Source organism: Vibrio sp. EJY3 (assembly GCF_000241385.1).
GTDB lineage: Bacteria > Pseudomonadota > Gammaproteobacteria > Enterobacterales > Vibrionaceae > Vibrio > Vibrio natriegens.
In genome coordinates this window covers 1,685,762-1,701,813 of record NC_016614.1, presented here as the reverse complement: position 1 = coordinate 1,701,813, position 16,052 = coordinate 1,685,762, and the positions used below count along the sequence as shown (strand labels likewise).

Here is a 16,052-nt window from a genome sequence, read left to right as displayed (position 1 = left end):
ACAGGCTTACCACTCCTTTTGCGATTGTTGCGGACGTTGTTTTTGCTGCGCTTGCAGCTGCATTTGTGCACGAATCAGAAAGCTTGGATCGCGCGCGCTTTCTACTGCCTCCAGGCGGCGGAATTCAGGATCATCATGTTTTGATTGGTCTGGTTGAGCCTGTACCTTCATCGGCTGACCGTCTTGCTCAGACGTATTGTCGTCTTTTTGATGGTCGCTTTTTGACTCTTTTTGTTGGCTTTTCTTTTTATTTTCAGTCTCTTGACGATTTTGTGATTGTTGTCCTTGCTCCTGATCCTGATCATTTTGAGACTGTTGCTGTTGCTGTTGCTGTTGCTGTTGCTGTTGCTGTTGCTGTTGCTGTTGCTGTTGCTGTTGCTGCTGCTGTTGCTGCTGTTGCTGCTGTTGCTGCTGTTGCTGCTGTTGCTGCTGTTGCTGCTGTTGCTTCAATTTCTCCTCTACTACCGAGAGGTTTTTCTTCGCTGAGTCGAAATCGGGTTTTTCTTTGATCAATTCTTTGTATAGGTCCGCAGCTTCTTCGAGCTGACCATTTTGCGCCAGAGCATTCGCGAGGTTATAACGCCCTTCAAATGATGGATTGTCAGAAAACGCTTTGATTGCCATTTCATAATCTCCGCTTTGGTAACTCGCTGCACCTTTCCAATTTGGATCGGTAAACACGCTTTTGGCCTTCTCAAATTCGCCTTTTTGATAGAGCTCGGCACCTTGCTGGTTTTCATTTAAGAAGGGGTTTGCTTCAACCTTAGCAGTCCAGGTCAACGGCGTAAGTCCGGCGATAAATAGCCAAATGACGCCGCGACGGAAAAGCAGAGCCGCAGGAAGTAACAGCAACGGCAATAACCAAAAACCATTATTCATTCTCGAGCCAGTTTGCACCTCGTCGTTTTGTTTCGCGGCAAAGCTATTGCCCATTTGATTGGTAAAATCAGCGATAGTTTCGACATCCCGGTTGTTATATTGAATCGGAATAAATAGTCCACCAGTTTGATTGGCGAGCGTCTGCAGGTTTTTTAAATTTGTTTTTGCGACTACCGTTGTCCCTTGGCTATTCTTGAGTAGGGAGCCATTTGGCAGCGCAATTGGTGCACCATTTGCTGTGCCTATTGCAAGGACAGATACACGGAATTTTTTACCTTTTAGCAGGTTAAGTGAGTTGGTTAGTTCAGCATCGTCAAGATCGTCGGCTAATACAATAATGTCACCTTGATTGGTTCCTGCTTGCGAAAACTGATTTAACGCCAACTGAATTGCAGATGGCAGGTTAGACCCTTGAAAAGGCATCAAGTCAGGGGATAAGTTCTCGATAATGCCAGCTAACGTGTTTGAGTCGGTTGTGAGCGGGCTCAAGCTGTACGCATCACCAGCGTAGGCGACAAGCCCAGTTGCACCTTCTTTCCAGTTAGGCAGCAAGTCTAGAGCTTTATAGCGAGTTTGCGCTAATCGGTCTGGTTTGACATCCGTTGCATACATGGATCGCGACATATCGAGAACCAAAATGCGGTTTTGACTCAATTTAAAGCTTGGGCGTTCATTCGATTGCCAACTTGGGCCTGCCAGTGCAATACAAGCTATGGCCCAGGTGACTCCCCAAACGGTAAAGGTGTGCTTTGATTGCACAGCGTTTCCCAACACTTTCGCTAAATGAGGAGCAATAAGCGTTGTTCTTTTGTCCGTCAATTTTTTATTTAGCGTGAGCGCGATGGGGATCGCGATCAGTCCAGTCAGCCAAAGTGGGTGGAGGAAAATAAACTCAGCCATGTTTTCTCCTTAGCAAGAATAACAACACAGATAGTCCCAATGCTGCGCTCAGTGGGTAGCGGAACCATTCGGATTGAGGACGCCACGTTTGTGTGTCGCTGGAGACAGGTTCTAATTGGTTAATGGTTTCGTAGATGTTTTCTAGCTGTTCTGTATCTCTTGCGCGGAAGTATTGACCACCCGTGACTTCGGCAATTTGGGTCAGGGTCTTTTCATCGAGATCGGCTGCGGTATCGACTTTTCGAGTCATAAAAAACTCTTTGACCATCATTTCACCCGCACCCACGCCCACGGTATAAATCGTCGCGTTGTATTTCTTGGCGATTTCCGCCGCCTCAATAGGGTCTAATACGCCTGCGGTATTTCCGCCGTCACTGAGCAAAACCATCACGCGCTGAGGTGCGTTACTATCGACAAATGTTTTGGTCCCTAAACCAATGCCGTCACCCATTGCGGTGCTTTGCCCAACTAATCCAATAACGGTTTGGTTGATTTGTTGTATGACTGCTTGTCGATCTGCGGTAAGGGGTGTTTGTAAATAGGCATGATCGCCAAACAATACAACACCCAAGCGATCGCCTTTACGCTTCGCGACGAAATCAGATAAGACTTTTTTTACAGCGGTAAGCCGGTCGGTAAACTCACCGTCCAAATTCATGTCTTCTTTTTGCATTGAACCTGAAAGGTCAACGACCAACATTAAGTCTCGATATTTCGGTTGAAACTCTATTGGATCGCCAAACCAAACTGGTCGTGCACAGGCAATGATTAGTAACGTCCATATAGCAATGGACAAGGTCTTTTGCAGCTTTTGTTTCGGCTTGTTGCTGTGTGTATTGTCTGGTAAATAAGCCAGTTTAATCTCTGCTTGCTGGCTTTCTCGTGGCAGCAGCTTGTAAACAAGCAAAGGTAGGGGCAGTAAAATCAGTGCCCACCACCAGACGAATTCAATATTCAACCATTGGCTAAGGCCGGTTGCTAAGGTTTGCTCAGTCACGGGTGTTGGCCTTTTTCTTCGGTGGCAAAGCGTGGCTGACCCAGAAAACACAGTCTTCAATTAAATCCTGGTGCTCTCCCTGAGGGGATTTCTGATATAAGGCGGCCTGCCACTGTTGTTGTTTATCTAAGAATCGACTCTCTTCGGTATGGTTATCAAGAAATTCATACCAAGCTGCGCCAGTGAGCGGTGCAATATCTTCGCGAGGAAAGTAACTCAATGCTGCTTGACGTAAGATCTCTAAAGCAGAAGATGGGGTATGAGGCGTGACTGAGTTTGTCAGAAGCTTCAGTGCTGTTCGTTTAGCGAGCAGACGCTTAGTACGCCATTTGAAATAGAGATATACGCCCAAAATCGTTAACATAATACCTGTCATCAGTGCCCACCACCCCCAAGCGAGTGGCAACCAATCCGGCGCATTAGGTAAAATTAAAGGTTCTAGGTTTAAGCTTTGGTTATTTGTTGTCATTGTTATTACTGCTATTAGAAGAAGGCTGCTAGCTTAGTTGCTGGATTAATGGAGAGCCACTAGAGAGGCTGTTAAATGGAATCGCCATCGAATGGCATAGTTGTTTGATGAATTCCTGATGAGCAGTAAAGTGCGATTCGAGCTCACTTCTCTCTCCTTTGGAACCAAAGTTGAACCACTGACTACGACGACCATCAGACGCTTTTACTTGCCCTCGGAAGTCCGTTTCTCCCTTTTCTAATGGGTCAAAAAACTGAATGGCTCGAACAGAGTTGTGTTGTTTCAGCCGACGCAATTGAGTCAGTTCTTTTTCACCCGTTTGTGAGAAATCACTCAGCAAAATTAGCTCACTGCCTTTAGGTGTGAGCGTGTGGAGTGTTTCGAATACTTGTGAATAAGGCATCGAACGGCTTCCATTTTCTTCTAAGAGCGACAGCTGTTCATTATGTATGTTTAGAATGGCATGAAGGATCCGCAAGCCCTGTTTTTGTAGGGAAGACGGACGAAACTCCAGGCATTGATGCCCGTCATCAATGACAGCCCCAATGCGGTCTTTCTTCGCCAGCGTTAGCCAGATTAATACACTGGCAAAATGGGCCAGTTGAACGGACTTCAGTACATACTTTGAGCCAAAATAAAGACTTGAGCTCAAGTCGATGTATAAAATCACCGCTTGCTCTTTGTCTTCGGCGAACAATTTAGTGTGCGCTTTGCCAGTGCGTGCGGTGACACGCCAATCAATACTGCGAATGTCATCTCCGGCTTGATATTGGCGTACTTCCATAAAGTCCATACCACGACCTTTCTGTCGACTGGTATGGCTACCGCTCATCTGTGACCAAATACTTTGCGCTGGTGGTAACCATCGGATCGATTGGGTCCGATGATGCAGCAGTTCTTCTAAGGTTAATGTCACTCCATTCGCATGGGGTGGCAATGGTTCTTTTGCTGACATATTACTCACCCAACTTTATGCGCTGCCAACAAGGTTAAGTAGCTTATCAATGACCTGATTGGCACTTATGCCTTCGGCTTGTGCGTGGTAGCTCAGTAGCAAACGGTGACGCAGCACTGGGTATGCCATCGTTTGTACGTCTTCGGGAGAAACAAAGTCTCGTCCTTTTAACCATGCATGAGCACGAGCACATCGGTCTAACGCAATCGTTGCTCGGGGGCTGACACCCATCGCTAACCACTTATCCAGTTCGCTGTCATACTCGCTGGCTTGACGTGTCGCCATTACCAGACGCACGATGTATTGCTCGATGGTTTCTGCCATATGAATATCGAGCACCTCTTTACGCGCGGTGAAGATATCTTGTTGGCTAATACTTGGACGTTCGATTGCGGCTTCGCCTTTTGCTTCCCCACGGTTGATACGCAATATTGCCAGTTCGTGTTCGGCATCCGGATAATTCACTTCCAGATGCAATAAGAATCGGTCTAACTGGGCTTCCGGAAGTGGGTAAGTCCCTTCTTGTTCGATCGGGTTCTGCGTTGCCATGACTAAGAATAGTTCAGGCAAAGCATAGGTGTGGCGCCCGGCGGTTACTTGTTTCTCGGCCATGGCTTCAAGCATGGCGGCCTGAACTTTTGCGGGCGCACGGTTAATCTCGTCGGCCAGAATGAGTGAGTTGAAGATAGGACCAGACTGAAACGTAAATTCTCCAGTTTCTGGTCGGAAGATATCAGTGCCGGTTAAATCGGCAGGCAACAAATCTGGGGTGAACTGAATACGGTGGAAATCACCTTCTACGCAGTCGGACAATGATTTGACTGCTCGGGTTTTCGCGAGCCCTGGAGGCCCTTCAACCAAAATGTGCCCGTCAGCGAGCAGGGCAATCAACAGCTGTTTAACCAAGTCCTGTTGGCCAATGATTTGAGACTCGAGGTATCGTTGAAGCGTTTCGAAGTTAGATTTATGCATGTTGTGGACTCTCGATATCCATTTGAGTTGATTATCAGTATTGGTCATTTACTTTGTAGAAAAAGTTCCCAGTAAGACCTTGAAACTTATCTTTTCAATATTGGGTCATTGACAAGTATTACAAGCTTTAAGCTGGGTTAGCCGTGCAGAGGAATGGCGGTAATGAGATGCTTGGTAGCGTGAAGCCGTAGACTTAGATAGAATAAAGACAGTTAATAGTTCAATGAATATATTTAGGTAAGTACTATGAATGATTTCGAACAAGAGCTAGAGCAAATGTCTCAAGAGGTCTCTCAGGAAGAAGAAGTGAAGCTACCTTCGCTGGAAGAGCAGAAGGCGATTGCAGCTGAGCTTAAGAAGCTGGAAGCGGAAGGCAAACTGACTCCTGAGATTCTAGAGCAGTATTTCGGCAAGTTTAATCAAAAGAATGCCGTGCCAATTCACTAAATTCTCTGGGAAAAGGGAGTGTTTACTCCCTTTTTCATGCTTAGCCGCCAATTTGCAACTAAAACCATTCTATATCAATATGTTAGGTGGCTCGTATTAGTCATTTTCATACTTGACATTTTTGACGCTCTAACCAAATCTATTGTGTAGTTCAATCTATACGGCTAGAGGAATGTTTAGGGAATGGAGTATCACACTACAGGGGATATCATTTTAATTACTGAGAGAAGTCTACAATCATCGTTGTTGAAGGATGTGTTGGAAACGGAACTCGGTATAAGCGTTATTTTGATAATTCCAGAAAACCTTACCAGCCGATCTCTTAAAGGTCTGCCCATTTCAGCCATTATTTTAGACTTTAGTATTCTGACAGAAGAAACGTTATCGCTATATCGAGACTTCAAAGAGTCACAACTTAAGAGTGTCCAGGAAATCCTGATTAACTGTGACAGAGCCATTTCTACAGAAGATCTCTTCATCTGGAATAGTTTAGTCGGCATTTTTTATACTTCAGATGACGTCCAAACTCTGCAAGTCGGTATAGATAAGATCTTGCAAGGTGACATGTGGTTTAGCCGCAAGTTTTCCCAGCAGTACATTACTCACCTTCGTCAGAACAGCAAGCCAGTATACAAGCATGCCCCAAGCATTTTAACGAGAAGAGAGATGCAAATAATCACTTTTCTTGCAATGGGAGCGTCGAATCAAGAAATCGCGGAACAATTGTTTGTGAGCGAAAATACAGTGAAGACTCATTTACACAACATCTTTAAGAAGATTGAAGTGAAAAATAGAGTTCAGGCGCTTATCTGGGCCAAAGAAAATATTACCGAGTATTCGATGTCTGTCTAAATAGATAAAAACATCAACGTCCTAATTTAGTGATGACTTATATTTATTGGGTGTAATTTAAATAATGAGAAAAGTGTTTCTTTTATGAGAAACACTTTTTTTGTTTATATTTTTATTTATTTTATAATTTTAAAAAAAGAAAAATAGCCGTAATCTATCATTCTTAATACTTAGGGGTGAATTATATCGCTAGTGAGTAACTACTAATTCATAAACATTAAGTCAATGAAAGTATGAGAAACATTATGGAACAGCATATGGAAAAGCCAGAAGTCCTAATGATCACGCAGCAAAGCTTACAAAGTGAAAACTTTAAGGAAATGCTTTCTAAAAACACCGAAACAAAAATAACGATCTTAGACTCTAGAAACCCAAGTTATCATGAATGCATTCCAACTCGGTATTTTTTATTGGTGGATTTTTCGGTGGATATGAACTCCGAAACTTTAGATTACTTAAAGAGTAGTAATAAAGTGCTAGGTACAATAATGATCAACCAAGGACATGAGCTCAATATCGAAGAATTAGCGGCTTGGCCTGCGGTAAAAGGTATATTTGGACCCAGAGATTCGATGGAGAAGGTGTGCGATGGCCTTATTGCCATTATGAATGGAGATAACTGGTTACCTCGTAGGCTGCTAGAGCAAATGGTGAGATACTACAAAGAAAAAGAATTGATACCTATTGTAGAACCAGCGATAGAGGTCGAACTCACCAGACGCGAGATACAAGTTTTGACAATGTTAAAAGACGGTGGCTCAAACATGGAAATCGCTGATTCATTATTTATCAGCGAACATACCATTAAATCTCATTTATATAATATTTTTAGAAAGTTAGATGTAAAGAATAGAACTCAAGCGACAAGCTGGGCTAAAAGGAATCTATAGTAATATTGAATTGTAATCTGATTCAATATTAGTTTTTTCTCATACTGATTAGGTGACTGCATCTGATATTTTATTAAATTAGTATTAGATTTTAATATCACTCCTTATTCAAACTCTTAAACACATGCATGCCTACTAGACTTTCGGTGTCTGGAAATAATCTAATCAGGCCGAAAACAATAGAGATAATTAATTGATGTGCTCAATTGTTTAGCCAAAGCAAAGGGAGTGAGAAAAATGACTATTTATAATGGTACACCAGGGGCAGATGAGCTCTCCGATTTTGATGGCACTTATGATCTGTTCATTGGATACGGTGGCGATGACTTTATTGTTGGCGGTGGCGGTAGCGACTTCATAATCGGTGGTGCTGGTAATGATCGCCTAATCGGCGGCGCTGGTAATGATGTTCTTAAAGCGGGTACCGGTGATGACTATCTCGGCGGTGGCTTTGGGGATGATATCCTCCTCGGGCTGCAGGGCAATAACACGCTAAATGGTAGTACCGGTAATGACGTATTAGTTGCTGGCTCTGGTGACAACTTCATGGTTGGTGGTGAAGGCAGTGACTTATTTCTATTTACCGATAAGTTTGATGGTCACGGCGAGGCAAAAATTGCCGACTTTACTATCGGTGAAGATATGATTCGTATTAATAGCTCTACAGTGACCGATTTCGCTGATTTGACCTTTAGTTACGATGCGGCAGGTAATGCCGTCTTTACCGATGGCGCTGATTTAACCGTTAAGCTTATTGGTGTTACTGAAACAGACATCACTACTTATGGTGCAGATTTATTTATTATCTAAATACTAAATAGGCAGTCAAGCCAGGTGCTAGGCGACGTCGTCTAGTGCCTGCGTTTTTGATTAAACGGAAGTTATCGTGCAGAAAACGGTTTTCAAAGAGGTGCGACAAAAGCTATTCGCGCTTATAGGCTTGTTGGTTGGGTTTAGCCTCTTCATCAACTTACTCATTCTTTCTATACCCTTGTACATGCTGCAAGTGTATAACCGTGTCCTCTCATCATACTCAATAGATACACTCGTTTTGCTCACCGTCATTGTGGTTGCTGCACTTTTTACGATGTCTATTGTTGATATTGCCCGAGCACAAGTAAGCAAATCTTTTGGTTACTGGATGGATACCAAACTGTCTGTGTTTATGCTCAAGCGCAGTATCCAATATCAGTCTCATACTGGCACAAGTTTTACTTCTCAAGTACTCAGAGATATTCAAAACATTAAAGGCTTTTTAAGCAGTCAAGCGCCTTATCCTCTGTTGGATGCCCCTTGGACGCCACTCTTTATCTTATTTGTTTATCTGTTACACCCTTTGTTGGGTCACATCGCATTAGTCGGGTCGATTGTGCTTTTGGGGCTGGGCATTCTCAATGAAGTTTTAGCCAGAAAAGTAATTCAAGAAAGTGAAGTGAAAGCGCTCTCCCAAATCAATGATGCCGAGCTGGCAACACAAAACTCTAATTCGATCCTTGCGATGGGCATGATGAATGCGTTTTTAGAAAAATGGCAATCACGTATGACTCACGTCAACTCGTTAGAAGAGAACGTGGCAGGAAAAACCATTTATATAAGTAACTTGTCCAAATTCGTGCGTAGCACATTACAGGTTTCGCTACTTGGTGGTGGAGCATGGTTGGTGATTCAACATGAAATTACCGCCGGAGCAATGATCGCCAGCTCTATTCTGATGAGCCGAGCGTTAGCGCCGATGGAACAAGCGATTGGCACGTGGCGGGGCGCGATGTCTGCCAGAAACTCCTATCAACGTTTAAAGGATATCGACGCTGTCATCAAGCTCGATGAGTCTGATATGCCATTACCTAAACCGCAAGGGAACTATGAACTCATCGGGCTAACTTACCGGCACTTTGGCGCAACTGAACCAGTACTTTCGGCGGTTTCATTGTCTATTCCCGCAGGTGTTTCTGTTGGCTTGATTGGTCCTTCCGGAACGGGTAAGTCGACGTTAGCGCGGTTGATGCTCGGAAACATCAAACCTTCTGCAGGCAAGGTAACGTTAGATGGTATGGAGGTATCCACCTGGGCGGCGGAAGATCGCGGTGCTCATTTCGGATACCTGGCGCAAGAAGTCGAGTTATTCCCCGGGACCATCAGGGAGAATATCGCGCGTTTTAAAGATGAAGACCCAGCCAAAGTGATTCGCGCTGCACAACTGGCCGGATGCCATGAGTTGATCCTCAAAAAGAACAAAGGCTATGACTTTGTTATCGGAGAGCGTGGCCGTGGTTTATCCGGAGGTGAACGTCAAAGAATAGCACTTGCTCGGGCCATATATGGTGAGCCTTCTATTGTGGTATTTGATGAAGCTAATGCGAACCTAGATGGAGAAGGTGAGGCCGCATTTCAACGCCTGATAGCACATTTAAAACAGCAAGGAACGAGCATTATCGTGATCGCTCACAATGCGAGTACGCTAAGGCAGATGGATCGGTTACTTTATTTGTCGGATGGGAGAGTGAAGTTATACGGCGCTCGGGATGAAGTACTGAAACGCTTAATGGGTAAAGACAAAACGGATATACCGAGGGTGACAAATGAGCAATCAACTGCCAACAGTCAATAGACCATCCACTGACAGTGTTTATCGCTTTTCTCCCGAGCTCCAACTGAGTTTCAAAAAACCTATTCTGCTGGCCGTTATTGCCACTTGCGTATTTTTAGGCGGTGTCGGTTTTTGGGCAGCAACAGCGAAACTGGAAAGTGCAGCCATCGCCTATGGGGATTTTTCGGTGCTGAGTAACCGACAAGCCATCCAGCATTTAGAGGGCGGGATCATCGAAAAGCTGTTTGTTCAGGAAGGTGATTTGGTTCAAAAGGGTCAGCCACTGATTCAACTGTCCAAACATCAGGCAATGGCAAGATTAGACTCATTGAGCGGACAGTTTATCCACACACTCGCTAAAGAGAATCGTCTGAGCGCAGAGTTGGATGAACTGCCTTCAATTGTATGGTCTGACGATCTTAACAATCTACCTCGTGTTGAAATCGTTCGAGAAGCACAGCTGGTGCAAAGTAAAATATTTGAAGCCAGACAGCGTTACTTTCAAAGTCAGCTAGGGATCATTGAACAAAGTATTTCCGGTGCAAATTTAGAACTGCAAAACCTTCAGCAAACTAAAGTGATTGAAAGAGAAAGATTAAACTTTATTGAGGAAGAGATTGCGAGTAATCAAGCCTTGGTACAGAAAGGCTTCTCCGGCAAGTCAACTTTGCTCCAGCTAAAGCGTCTCGCGGCCGAAGTGAGAAGTACGCTTAGTCAATTGGATCGACAGTCTCTTACGGTGAATAAACGGCTAGAAGAAAACCAATCTCAGGTAGAAGAGTTAAAATTGGAACGGCTGAATGAAGTCGTTGAAGAGTTAAGAGACACCCAGAAAGAAATTGTCAGCATTCGAGAAGAGTACCGCTCTGCACAGGACGTGGTAACCAGAACGTCTATCAATGCACCAATCTCAGGCCGTGTGGTCAATATGCAGGTCTTTACCGAAAGGGGGGTTATCGGTTCGGGAGAAACGCTGCTAGAACTGGTACCTCAAAATGACCAATTACTGGTAGAAGCGAGAGTGAATCCGCAGGATATCGATTTAGTGAACCCAGGCCAGCAAGCTCGTATCAGAGTAACCGCATTAAATGCGAGAAACTTAGCACCTCTGGACGGAACGGTTCTGACCATCTCTGCCGACAAGCTCACACAGCAAGATCGCGAAGATTTCTATCTGGCCAGAATTGCTGTTTCTCAAGATGACGTCGCAAAATACCACTTAACCTCGGGGATGAATGCAGAAGTTCTTATTCTCTCTGAGCCGCGCACACCGCTAAGCTATCTCGTTAAACCTATCACAGATAGTATGAATAGAGCATTTCGAGAAGATTAAGTACCGTAAAAAGACGTTTTGACTTCAAACTGGTTAGGATTCGGCCAGTCTGTTCCGAATCCTTGCTGTTTTTGTATCATTTAGAGAGGCTGAGTCGGACAAGTTGTAGATTTTTTTGCTATTGTTGCCTGCTCCGAGAAAGATTTATCAGTAGTTCAATAGCAGGAAGTTGAGAATGGAAAAAGTGCAGTTGGTCGTCAGTTTTCTACTGGCCCATAAAATGCTGTTTACCACATTAATTCTTATTGCCGCGTGGTTAACGCGTCGGACCATTCTCTCTATGATTCGTGGTGATCACACGCTCCTTTCTGAGAAGCAGCGTAGTTGGATGTCGAGAACGAAAAATGGCACCTTTACCATCACGCTGTTGATTCTGTTCGTTCTTTGGCAGTCTGAAATCAGTGAGTTTGCATTAAGTGTGACTGCGATTGCGGTGGCGATAGTCGTGGCCTCAAAGGAGATCATTCTTTGTTTTACGGGGTCTATTCAGCGTGCCAGCTCACGCTCTTTTCGCGTGGGGGACTGGATAGAAGTCGGGAAATTATGTGGTGAAGTGATTGACCACAATATGATGGCTACCGTAATCCAAGAGATTGACCTTCATCATGGTCAGTATCATTACACCGGGAAAACGGCCACTTTGCCAAACAGTATGTTTTTTACTTATCCGGTAAAGAACCTGAATTTTATGAAGCGGTATGTTTATCATAATTTCTCGGTTGTTGTGAGGGACTTTGTTAACTTATATCCACTTTTAACGCCATTAACAGAGAAAATTGACGAACATTGCAGTTACTTCAGCGACGTTGCACATCGTTATAACGCGATGATTGAAAAACACGCTGGTGTCGACCTGCCGGGTGCAGAGCCGCATATTCATATTTCTAGCAATGCGACTGGTGAGCAGATTGTTCACGTCATGATTTTTTGTCCAACGGATAAAGCGAATCACTTGGAACATTTGATTCGTCAGGACTTTATGGACCTTTATGAACAACGCTTCCCGGTAGAAACTCAATAGCTTTTTAAGCGCTGTTTACCAATAAAAACGAAAACAAAACCCGCTACTTTGATAGCGGGTTTTGTTTATTTAGTTGAACTTACTTTTAAGCATCAGGAATAAGAAGTAAGTACTACCTATAATTGCGACTAAAGTGCCGGCGGCGACTTGGCTAGGATAGATGGCTATCTGGCCCAGCCAATCAGCCCAAAGCATTAGTGTCGCACCAATTAAACTTCCGACCAGCAATTGCTCTTTTACCTTTCTGGCGCCCAGCATCATCGCCATGTGAGGAGCGACCAGACCAACAAAAGAAACGGGGCCGACTGTAGCCGTTGAAAATGCGCAAAGTAGGGCCACAATGGTCAGCATTATCGTATTGGCAACTGAAGGGTTAAGTCCTCTAGCATTAGAAAAGGCGCGGCCAATAGAAATGAGTGTTAACCAGCGTGAAATTGCGAATACACCGGCGAAAAGGATCATGACCGCGATGGTCAACATGACCGCCGTCTGGGAGGTAACACGATAAATCGAACCTGTTAACCACAGCAGGATCTTATAGCTTTCACCAGAGCCTTGAGCCAAAGCAAATTGAACTAACGCTTCTAGCAGAGCAGAAAGCGCAATACCCGACAATACGAAGTTCGAAGGGTTAAACTGGCTTCTTTTACCAATTAGAAGCAACAACAGCAAGACCGTCAAACTACCTAAAAAAGCCACGCCCCAGTTGAATGACGCAAGCAATGATCCGGAAATTACGCCAGTGATTATGATCGCAAATGTCGCACCAGAAGAAACACCGAGAATATCTGGGCTGGCTAACGGGTTATAGACAATACGCTGTAAAATGATTCCCGCAACCGAGAGCGCGATGCCGACAGCGAGCGCAGTAATCATGCGAGGCCAGCGCAGTTGCCATTGAAACTCTCCTGGTAGTGCAACTTGAATACCATTCGCTCCATGAGTAATCAGTGAGTAGACCAGCATTCCAGCAAAGCTCATGATGATTAAGCTCGCGACCGTGACTTTTGATAGCTGCGCTTTGCCCTGACTCATCGAAAGGTTGAGCTGATCCGTTGCGGTGAGCTTTTTACGAGTAAACCAAATTAAAGCAGGTGCTCCGATTGCGGCAGCTGCAACGCCACTCGGAATTGTTTCTTCCAGCCATAAGCTTAATGAGATGGCGAGTGAATCGGTAACAAGTAACAGCGTTGCGCCCAATAACAGGCTACTTATCAGTTCGTCACGAGGCGTTCTTGCGCCCATCGCACGAGCAATATTCGGGGTCAGTAAACCAATAAAGCTGATGATGCCGACAGCGGTAATGGACACTGATACGAGCCAGATTCCCATGACCATTAAAGCGCCAAATGCTGGGAGTACGGCTAGCCCTCGTGCGGCAGCACCTTCCTGGCCGAGTTTTAAGAGTGTTAATATTCGCGGTGCAATCAGAACAATAATGAGTGCGATTGCAGAACGTGGCAGCAACCACTCAAACCATTCCCAACTGTATTGAGAAAGATCCCCGGCACCCCACATGAAGATATTTTGCGCGAACTGAGCATTTAGGATGATAATCGCGGTCGCGACGGACCCAAGCAGTATGTTAATGACCATGCCTGATACCACGAGCGGTAAGCCGGTCATATTTCGAATACCCGCGATAGAAATGATCAATCCAAACGCGATAAGTGCGCCTGCCATTGCGGCTAAAGCGGAGTAATCTGCCACCCAATCTACAAACCAGATATTCACCACGACCAATGCTAGCCAGGCACCAGAGGAGGTGCCTAGTGTCAGAGGAGAGGTTAAGTGGTTCTGCGTTAGCTGTTGCATCAAACTGCCGGTTAGTCCAAGCATTGCTCCGACGAGTAGGGTGATACATAGCCTCGGCAGTTGAGACTGAAGAAAGAAAACGTCACGAAACTCACTGGCGAGATCTGCTTGAATCAGTAGCCCCCACTGCGCGCCTAATGACAAGCTTGTGTCTAATTGCAGGCTAAAAATACTGAGCAACAGAATCAGTGCTAAGTAACCGATGTAATGTTTTATTCTCATTGTTCTGGTGCCAACTCAATTAAACTATCAGTGATGGCTTCAGCCATGTATTGTAAAGACATTGCCCCACCATATGCCCAAACGGCTCTGACTGAATTAACTCTGTGCTTTTTCACAAAAGGCATGGCTTGCCAAAGAGGGGAGTCCTTTAACTTGTCTTCTTGTGGAAACGGCTGCACATATAAGATGTAGCTGTCTTCAAGATTCTGCAGACGATTAATGCGATCTTGTTTCACGCCCCAAGCTTTAGGTGACTCATGTATCGGGTTGTTTAAGCCCAGGTGTTTAACCACGTAATCTGTGGTTGAGTTTTCCGTAGACAGAAACACCGTATTCGGAGTGGAAAAGCGCATGACGAGTACTTCAAGCGGATCGGGATAATGCTGGTGGATGCGTAAACGCATTTGGTCAAACGATTGATCTAAAGCGGTTAGTTTTTTTTCGACAAGATCTTGCTTATCCAACAGTTTTCCCAACGTACGAAAATGACGGATTGCCGTTTCAGCGGCCGCTTCGTTTTCTGAAAAGTTTGGTAGATAAATCACAGGCGCTATTTGAGACAATAATGGAATGAGATCCTGCTGTGGTGACGCAGCCAAAATGACATCAGGGTTCAAGCTGGCGATTTTTTCTAAATTCGGTTCAGCGCGAGTGCCAATATCTTCAATGGTTTCTGGCGCATAGGGATTGACTACCCACTGACGATAGCCCGATAAGTTCGGTGCAGCTATCGGCTCAACGTCTAGCGCAAGAACCTGCTCGAGTATATCCCAGTTTAATGCGACCACCCGTTGCGGTGTTTGCGCAAAAGAGTGACTGCCATAATCGTCACTAATGGTAATGGCAGCATGAGCTTGAGAAAGCATTCCCCCGACAAGAATGGCAATGGCAGCAAGGCGCTGAAGTAAACGTCTGACTAAGCGCATACAACGGCTACCTTACGGCTGGCAAGGGTGTCCGCCGGAGTCGGATGATCGATCAGTGTGATTGGTGACTCATAGAGTTCCGACAAACGTGCTTCATCGAGAAGCATGTCTGCTTTACCTTCAAAAGCGATTTGCCCTTTTTTCAGAGCAACGATGTGAGTGGCGTAGCGAAGGGCCAGGTTCAAGTCATGCAAAATAACAATGATCCCGACATTCTCCGTCTTATTTAACTCTGACAGTAATGCCATCAACTGAAACTGATGGTGCACATCTAGCGCAGAAGTCGGTTCATCGAGAATCAAAATCGGTGATTGCTGAGCAAGCAACATGGATACCCAAGCGCGTTGACGCTCACCACCGGATAAATCATCTGCCAGAGCCTGAGCGAACGGCGTGACCCCTGTACGCTGCATCGCTTGAGAGATGATCTGTTTATCTTCCGCGTTCCAGCGACCGAGCGCCCCGCGCCATGGGAAACGCCCCAAACGAACCAATTCTTCTACCGTTAACCCTGCCGAAGCCGGAAGTTTTTGCGGTAAGTAGGCGATTTGTTTTGCCAGTTCTTTGGTTTTGAGAGATGAGAGGTTTTGACCGTTGAGCTCGACAGAGCCTTTATCTGGTGACATTTGCCCGGAAAGCAAGTTAACCAAGGTCGATTTCCCTGAGCCGTTATGCCCCAGCACCACGGTGAGTTCATTGGTTGGGATATTGAGTTGATCGATACCGAGGATTTGACGTCCACCTCGAACGATCTGAATATTAGATAGTTGAAACATGGATAGGTCTC

15 protein-coding genes are annotated in these 16,052 nt (G+C 45.1%); 7 read left to right on the top strand and 8 right to left on the bottom strand.

The genetic code is table 11. The annotated features are described in order from the left end of the window. Positions 1–6 precede the first annotated feature (6 nt). Genes VEJY3_RS23380 through VEJY3_RS23360 form a run of 5 tightly spaced genes read right to left on the bottom strand, consistent with a single transcriptional unit; the run spans position 7 to position 5,172 of the window. Positions 7–1,779 carry a VWA domain-containing protein gene (locus VEJY3_RS23380; RefSeq protein WP_014234907.1) on the bottom strand — a complete coding sequence of 591 codons (1,773 nt, stop codon included), beginning with the start codon at positions 1,777–1,779 and terminating at the stop codon, positions 7–9. Next, positions 1,772–2,776, bottom strand: coding sequence for a VWA domain-containing protein (locus tag VEJY3_RS23375; protein ID WP_014234906.1), 1,005 nt, complete (start codon positions 2,774–2,776; stop codon positions 1,772–1,774). Before VEJY3_RS23375 ends, VEJY3_RS23380 begins: the two co-directional genes overlap by 8 nt. Continuing rightward, positions 2,769–3,245, bottom strand: coding sequence for a DUF4381 domain-containing protein (locus VEJY3_RS23370; protein WP_014234905.1), 477 nt, complete (start codon positions 3,243–3,245; stop codon positions 2,769–2,771). Before VEJY3_RS23370 ends, VEJY3_RS23375 begins: the two co-directional genes overlap by 8 nt. 28 nt (positions 3,246–3,273) lie before the next feature. Then, positions 3,274–4,200, bottom strand: coding sequence for a DUF58 domain-containing protein (locus VEJY3_RS23365; RefSeq protein WP_014234904.1), 927 nt, complete (start codon positions 4,198–4,200; stop codon positions 3,274–3,276). A gap of 15 nt (positions 4,201–4,215) precedes the next feature. Next, on the bottom strand, positions 4,216–5,172 hold the full coding sequence (locus VEJY3_RS23360; RefSeq protein WP_014234903.1) for a MoxR family ATPase: 957 nt from the start codon (positions 5,170–5,172) through the stop codon (positions 4,216–4,218). Positions 5,173–5,418: 246 nt separating this feature from the next. Between VEJY3_RS23360 and VEJY3_RS23355 the strand changes: the two genes are divergently transcribed. The 7 genes from VEJY3_RS23355 to VEJY3_RS23325 all read left to right on the top strand — a co-directional run bounded on the left by VEJY3_RS23355 (position 5,419) and on the right by VEJY3_RS23325 (position 12,302). After that, positions 5,419–5,619 (top strand): chromosome segregation ATPase, encoded by a 201-nt coding sequence (locus VEJY3_RS23355; RefSeq protein WP_014234902.1) that lies wholly within the window; start codon positions 5,419–5,421, stop codon positions 5,617–5,619. A gap of 183 nt (positions 5,620–5,802) precedes the next feature. Next, positions 5,803–6,471, top strand: coding sequence for a LuxR C-terminal-related transcriptional regulator (locus tag VEJY3_RS23350; protein ID WP_014234901.1), 669 nt, complete (start codon positions 5,803–5,805; stop codon positions 6,469–6,471). Positions 6,472–6,704: 233 nt separating this feature from the next. Beyond that, entirely contained in the window at positions 6,705–7,361 is a 657-nt protein-coding gene (locus tag VEJY3_RS23345; RefSeq protein WP_041170441.1) for a LuxR C-terminal-related transcriptional regulator, read from the top strand. 237 nt (positions 7,362–7,598) lie between these two features. Further along, positions 7,599–8,171, top strand: coding sequence for a calcium-binding protein (locus tag VEJY3_RS23340; protein ID WP_014234899.1), 573 nt, complete (start codon positions 7,599–7,601; stop codon positions 8,169–8,171). Positions 8,172–8,247: 76 nt separating this feature from the next. Continuing rightward, positions 8,248–9,969: a type I secretion system permease/ATPase gene (locus VEJY3_RS23335; RefSeq protein WP_014234898.1), complete on the top strand. Its 1,722-nt coding sequence runs from the start codon at positions 8,248–8,250 to the stop codon at positions 9,967–9,969. After that, positions 9,941–11,281 (top strand): HlyD family type I secretion periplasmic adaptor subunit, encoded by a 1,341-nt coding sequence (locus VEJY3_RS23330; RefSeq protein ID WP_014234897.1) that lies wholly within the window; start codon positions 9,941–9,943, stop codon positions 11,279–11,281. The genes VEJY3_RS23335 and VEJY3_RS23330 overlap by 29 nt, the downstream gene beginning before the upstream one ends. A 175-nt stretch (positions 11,282–11,456) precedes the next feature. Continuing rightward, complete coding sequence (locus VEJY3_RS23325) at positions 11,457–12,302, top strand: mechanosensitive ion channel family protein (RefSeq protein WP_014234896.1); 846 nt, start codon at positions 11,457–11,459, stop codon at positions 12,300–12,302. 69 nt (positions 12,303–12,371) lie between these two features. On the opposite strand, the gene fhuB is transcribed toward VEJY3_RS23325, so the two are convergent. From fhuB to VEJY3_RS23310, 3 genes are read right to left on the bottom strand one after another with little or no spacing between them, the layout of a single operon-like run. After that, positions 12,372–14,339 (bottom strand): Fe(3+)-hydroxamate ABC transporter permease FhuB, encoded by a 1,968-nt coding sequence (gene fhuB / locus VEJY3_RS23320; protein ID WP_014234895.1) that lies wholly within the window; start codon positions 14,337–14,339, stop codon positions 12,372–12,374. Further along, on the bottom strand, positions 14,336–15,265 hold the full coding sequence (locus tag VEJY3_RS23315; RefSeq protein WP_014234894.1) for an iron-siderophore ABC transporter substrate-binding protein: 930 nt from the start codon (positions 15,263–15,265) through the stop codon (positions 14,336–14,338). Before VEJY3_RS23315 ends, fhuB begins: the two co-directional genes overlap by 4 nt. Further along, positions 15,256–16,041 (bottom strand): ABC transporter ATP-binding protein, encoded by a 786-nt coding sequence (locus VEJY3_RS23310; protein WP_014234893.1) that lies wholly within the window; start codon positions 16,039–16,041, stop codon positions 15,256–15,258. The genes VEJY3_RS23315 and VEJY3_RS23310 overlap by 10 nt, the downstream gene beginning before the upstream one ends. Positions 16,042–16,052: the final 11 nt, after the last annotated feature.

What these genes read in the sequence shown, in the direction of transcription:
- VEJY3_RS23315 (WP_014234894.1), bottom strand. Translation starts at nt 15,265, where the DNA reads ATGCGCTTAGTCAGACGTTTACTTCAGCGCCTTGCTGCCATTGCCATT.
- VEJY3_RS23360 (WP_014234903.1), bottom strand. Translation starts at nt 5,172, where the DNA reads ATGCATAAATCTAACTTCGAAACGCTTCAACGATACCTCGAGTCTCAA.
- VEJY3_RS23350 (WP_014234901.1), top strand. Translation starts at nt 5,803, where the DNA reads ATGGAGTATCACACTACAGGGGATATCATTTTAATTACTGAGAGAAGT.
- VEJY3_RS23340 (WP_014234899.1), top strand. Translation starts at nt 7,599, where the DNA reads ATGACTATTTATAATGGTACACCAGGGGCAGATGAGCTCTCCGATTTT.
- fhuB (WP_014234895.1), bottom strand. Translation starts at nt 14,339, where the DNA reads ATGAGAATAAAACATTACATCGGTTACTTAGCACTGATTCTGTTGCTC.
- VEJY3_RS23355 (WP_014234902.1), top strand. Translation starts at nt 5,419, where the DNA reads ATGAATGATTTCGAACAAGAGCTAGAGCAAATGTCTCAAGAGGTCTCT.
- VEJY3_RS23325 (WP_014234896.1), top strand. Translation starts at nt 11,457, where the DNA reads ATGGAAAAAGTGCAGTTGGTCGTCAGTTTTCTACTGGCCCATAAAATG.
- VEJY3_RS23330 (WP_014234897.1), top strand. Translation starts at nt 9,941, where the DNA reads ATGAGCAATCAACTGCCAACAGTCAATAGACCATCCACTGACAGTGTT.
- VEJY3_RS23370 (WP_014234905.1), bottom strand. Translation starts at nt 3,245, where the DNA reads ATGACAACAAATAACCAAAGCTTAAACCTAGAACCTTTAATTTTACCT.
- VEJY3_RS23365 (WP_014234904.1), bottom strand. Translation starts at nt 4,200, where the DNA reads ATGTCAGCAAAAGAACCATTGCCACCCCATGCGAATGGAGTGACATTA.
- VEJY3_RS23380 (WP_014234907.1), bottom strand. Translation starts at nt 1,779, where the DNA reads ATGGCTGAGTTTATTTTCCTCCACCCACTTTGGCTGACTGGACTGATC.
- VEJY3_RS23345 (WP_041170441.1), top strand. Translation starts at nt 6,705, where the DNA reads ATGAGAAACATTATGGAACAGCATATGGAAAAGCCAGAAGTCCTAATG.
- VEJY3_RS23310 (WP_014234893.1), bottom strand. Translation starts at nt 16,041, where the DNA reads ATGTTTCAACTATCTAATATTCAGATCGTTCGAGGTGGACGTCAAATC.